The 4,742-nt window shown below is 68.6% G+C and carries 4 protein-coding genes; 3 read left to right on the top strand and 1 reads right to left on the bottom strand.

The annotated features are described in order from the left end of the window. Both IG98_RS0143670 and IG98_RS55085 read left to right on the top strand, forming a co-directional pair. Positions 1–2,283: WD40 repeat domain-containing protein (locus IG98_RS0143670; RefSeq protein WP_030926391.1), on the top strand; the 2,283-nt coding region annotated here is incomplete at its 5' end. Continuing rightward, positions 2,198–2,383, top strand: a complete 186-nt coding sequence (locus IG98_RS55085) for a WD40 repeat domain-containing protein (protein ID WP_169750308.1) — start codon at positions 2,198–2,200, stop codon at positions 2,381–2,383. The genes IG98_RS0143670 and IG98_RS55085, both read left to right, overlap by 86 nt. 82 nt (positions 2,384–2,465) lie before the next feature. Here the strand turns inward: IG98_RS55085 and IG98_RS0143660 are convergent, their stop codons facing one another. Beyond that, a complete protein-coding gene (locus tag IG98_RS0143660) occupies positions 2,466–2,903 on the bottom strand; it encodes a MarR family winged helix-turn-helix transcriptional regulator (protein ID WP_245651971.1) in 438 nt (145 codons plus the stop codon). Between the two features lie 164 nt (positions 2,904–3,067). On the opposite strand from IG98_RS0143660, the gene IG98_RS0143655 reads away from it, so the two are divergent. Continuing rightward, entirely contained in the window at positions 3,068–4,507 is a 1,440-nt protein-coding gene (locus IG98_RS0143655; protein ID WP_030926387.1) for an MFS transporter, read from the top strand. The last annotated feature ends 235 nt before the right edge of the window (positions 4,508–4,742 follow it).

Genomic DNA, 4,742 nt, shown 5'->3' with positions numbered 1-4,742 from the left:
ATCGCCGAGGATGCCTACGCCTCCCTCGCCCCCGAGGAACGCGACCGCGTCCCGGAGGTCTTCCTCCGCCTGGTGACGGTCGCCGACGACGGCGACCTCGCCGTCCGGGCGGTCCCGCATGCCGAACTCTTCGACGGGCTGACGCACCCGCAGGAGCGGGCGCTTGACAATGCGCTGGCCGCCTTCCGCGATGTGATCACTCATGCCGATGGGCGGATCACCCTCGTCAGGCCCGCGGTGTTGAGGGCCTGGCCTCGGCTGCGCGGCTGGCTCGACACCGAGCGCGACGGCCTGCCCGTCTACCACCGGATCCGGCAGGCCGCACAGTCGTGGGCCGCGCACGGCCGGCGACCGGGAGACGTACTCGGCGGCAGAGGCCTGGAAGAGGCCATTCTGTGGGTCACCAAAGGCCACCAACATCTCGTACTGAACCGGCTGGAGACCGAGTTCCTCAACGCCGCCACCCGGGCTCAGACCCGCACCATCCGGCGCCGCCAGGCCCTCACCATCTTCCTGGCCGCGCTTCTCACCGTCGCCCTGGCGGCGACGATCCTGGCCGTACGGGCGCAGCAGGACGTCGGTCACCAGCGCGACGTGGCCGTCTCCCGCCGGCTCGCCGCGCAGAGCGAACTCCTGGCCGGGGATCCCCGCCTGTCGGCGTTGCTGGCGGTGGCGGCCTGGCGCGTCAGCCCCACTCCTGAGGCCCGCACCGGCATGCTCACCGCCCTGAGCAACCCGGAGCGCGCGACCCTGGCAGGCCACATCGGGGCCGTCTTCTCGGTGGCTTTCAGCCCGGATGGTCAGTTACTGGCCACCGGCAGCTCCGATGGCACGGCGCGGTTATGGGATGTGCGGACCAGTAGGCAGGTGGGTGCCCCGTTGACTGGCCATGCCGGTGCCGTCCTCTCGACGGCTTTCAGCCCGGACGGTCAGTTACTGGCCACCGGCAGCTTCGACGCCAACGGCAACGGCACGGCCTGGCTGTGGGATGTGCGGACCCGTCAGCAAGTAGGGACCCCGCTGACCGGCCATACTGACGGTGTCTTCTCGGTGGTTTTCAGCCCGGATGGTCAGTTACTGGCTACCGGCAGCTCTGATCGCACGGCGCGGTTGTGGGATGTGAAGACCCATAAGCAGGTCGGTGCTCCCCTGATCGGCCACGACGCTATCGTCCCCTCGGTGGCCTTCAGTCGGGACGGGCAGACGTTGGCCACCGGCGGCCACGATGGCACGGCGCGGTTGTGGGATGTGAAGACCCATAAGCAGGTCGGCGCACCCCTGGCAGGTCACACCAACGCCATCTCCTCGTTGGTTTTCAGCCCCGATGGGCGGTCGTTGGCTACCGGCGGCTCCGATCGCACGGTGCGGTTGTGGGATGTGAAGACCCGCAGGCAGGTCGGTTCCTCCTTGACCGGTCATACCGAAGCCGTCTCCTCGGTGGCCTTCAGCCCGGATGGGCAGATGCTGGCCGCTGGCAGTTTCGACGAGAGCGGGAACGGTAACGGTACGGCACGGTTGTGGGATGTACGGACCCACCGGCAGATTGGCACCTCCCTCACCCCGCTGACCGGCCATGTCGGCACCGTCTCCTCGGTGGCCTTCAGCCCTGACGGGCACGAGCTGGCCATCGGTAGTAGCAACGGTACGGCGCGGTTATGGGATGTCCGGACCCGGCGGCAGGTCGGTTCCCCCTTGACCGGTCACACCGGTTCCATCTTCTCGGTGGGTTTCAGTTCAGATGGTCGGATGCTGGCCACCGGTAGCTTCGACGACAACGGCAATGGCACGGCATGGCTGTGGGATGCGAAGACCCATCGGCGGGTCGGTGCCCCGCTGACCGGTCACGACGGCTCCGTCTCCTCGGCGGTCTTCAGTCCGGATGGTCGGATGCTGGCCACCGGCAGTGTCGATGGCACGGCGCGGTTGTGGGATGTGCGGGCCGGTCGGCAGGCCGGTGCCCCGCTGACCGGTCACGACGGTGCCGTCTTCTCGGTGACTTTCAGTCCGGATGGTCGGCTGCTGGCCACCGGCAGCTCCGACCGTACGGCGCGGTTGTGGGATGTGCGGACCGGCCGGCAGGCCGGTGCCCCGCTGACCGGCCACACCGACGCCGTCAACTCGAGCGCGGTTGTGGGATCCGAGGACTCATCGGCAGGTCGGCACTCCGCTGACCGGCCATACCAACGCCGTTTCCTCGGTGGCCTTCAGTCCGGACGGGCAGACGCTGGCCACCGGCAGCCACGACGACACGGCGTGGCTCTGGGATGTCGGTGCCCCCAGTGATCTCCCCGCGGTGGTCTGCGCCATCGCGGCGGATTCCCTGACCCGCGAGGAATGGGCACAGTACGTGCCCGAGGTGGACTTTCGGGTGGTCTGCCACTGATGGAGGAAGTCGACCGAAGCACGCCATCAGGGTGGGTGCTCGGCTATCAGCAGACCTTCTTCCGGAGCGGCGCGACCGACGGTCAGGGGCGGGGCCAGGGGCGGCCGGTGAGACGTTCGATATCGGTGTTGAACCGTTGGAGGCAGGCGGCGAAGGTGGCGACCTCCTCGGGCGTCCAGTCGTCCAGTATCTTGTCCATGCTGCGGACGATCTCGTCGCGCTGGTACTGGAGGCGGCGCTCGCCTTCGGCGCTGATGCGGAACTTGCGGGCGATGCCCCCGTCGGGGTCGGGGATGCGTTCGACCAACCCGGCGCGGAGTATGGCCGAGGTCTGCCGGTTGAGGGTTGAGGGGTCCAGGTCGAACGCCTCGCTGAGCTGCCCGATGGACATCGGGCCGACGAGCTGGATGCGACTGAGCAGGACGTAGGCGCTGCGGTCCAGGTGGTCGCCCTCGCGCTCGGCGCGGGACAGGGTCAGGTGGTAGTACCGCCCGAGCAGCATGGTCTCGTACTCGATCAAGTGTGTGGGCTTCTCCAAGCTGGTCCCTCTCCGGACTTCCTCGCGTCCTGTCTCGCTGTACGAGCGCGCATCGGTGGTCACTGTGTATCACCCCCATTTTATGCATTAAGCACATTATGTGTATCGTACACATCGCTTTATTCGTCCAGAAAAGGGAGATCTACGTGGACGACTCCACGTCCACCACCCGCCCCGGCGGGATCGTCGGAGTGCTGGCGGTGGCCGGCATCGTCGCCTCACTCATGCAGACCCTGGTGGTTCCGCTGATCGGCGAGCTGCCACGCATATTGCACACCGACGCGGCCAACGCCTCCTGGGTGATCACCATCACCCTGCTGGTGGGGGCGGTGGCCGTACCGGTGATCGGGCGGCTCGGCGACCTGTACGGCAAGCGCCGCATGATGCTGGCCTGCTCGGTGCCGATCATCGCGGGCTGCGTGACCTGCGCGCTGGCCGACTCGGTGACCCAGATGATCATCGGGCGAGGTCTGCAGGGTATGGGCATGGGCATGATCCCGCTGGGCATCAGCGCGCTGCGGGACCTGCTGCCGTCCGAGCGGGTGGGCCCCGCGATCGCGCTGATGAGCTCGTCCATGGGCATCGGCGGAGCGCTCGGGATGCCGGTCGCGGCGGCGGTCGCCGAGTATGCGAGCTGGCGCGTGCTGTTCTGGGGCGCGGCCGCGCTGAGCGTGCTGGTCGCCGGCCTGATCTGGCTGCTGGTGCCCGCCACGCCCGCCCGGACCACGGGACGCCTCGACGTCGTCGGCGCGCTCGGCCTGGGCGTCGGCCTGGTCTGCCTGCTGCTGGGGGTTTCCAAGGGCGCGGACTGGGGCTGGGCGAGTGGAACCACCCTCGGGCTGTTCGCCGTCGCGCTGGTCGTCTTCGTGGTGTGGGGCTGGTGGGAGCTGCGAGCCGGTGATCCACTGGTCGATCTGCGGGTCACCGCCCGGCGCCCGGTACTGATGACCAACCTGGCCTCGATCGTGGTCGGATTCGCGATGTACGCCCAGGCGCTGATCGTGATCCAGATCCTGCAGCTGCCCGAGGCCACCGGGTACGGCCTGGGTCAGTCGATGCTGGCCGCCGGCCTGTGGACGGCCCCGTCGGGCCTGATGATGATGGTGGTCTCGCCGCTGGGTGCGCGGCTGTCGGCCGCTCGCGGCCCCAAGGTCACCCTGGTCACCGGCAGCCTGGTCATGGCGCTCGGGTACGGCTCCTCGATGGCCCTGCTCGGGACGACGTGGGGCCTGCTGATCGTCACCTGCCTCTGCAACATAGGCGTCGGACTGGCCTACGGCGCGATGCCCGCCCTGATCATGGACGCGGTTCCCCGGTCGGAAACCGCCGCGGCCAACAGCTTCAACTCACTGATGCGCTCCATCGGCACCTCGGCGTCGGCCGCGGTGATCGGTGTCGTCCTCACCCAGATGACCATGCGACTGGGCGGGCACACCCTGCCGTCCGAGAGCGGTTTCCGCACCGGTCTGCTGATCGGCTGCGGCGTCGCGCTCGTCGCCGCGGCGATCGCCTCCGCGATCCCGGCCCGCCGGGCCGACTTCTCGGCCGAGGACGCCGTCACCGCCGAACCGGCGACCGTGTCCTGACGCCTCCGCCAAGGATTCCGCCATTCCGGTCTCGGACGCGCGGGTCGCCCTGAGCGCCCATACCGGGGAACTGCTACAGAAGGGGATCTGTTGACATTGCCGCCGATGGGCTGAGTTCGTGGAGAACTTCGTCGGAGTGGGTGGCGTCTCATCGGGTGAGTGCGGGAGGCGAGGTGGCCGCGGGTGGTTGATTCTCTTCAACCGGGTGATCCGCAGCGGCTGGGGGAGTACTGGC

The organism is Streptosporangium amethystogenes (assembly GCF_000721075.1).
Taxonomy (GTDB): domain Bacteria; phylum Actinomycetota; class Actinomycetes; order Streptosporangiales; family Streptosporangiaceae; genus Streptosporangium; species Streptosporangium amethystogenes.
Note: the sequence above shows the minus strand (reverse complement) of the source record. Positions and strands in the feature narration are given on the sequence as shown.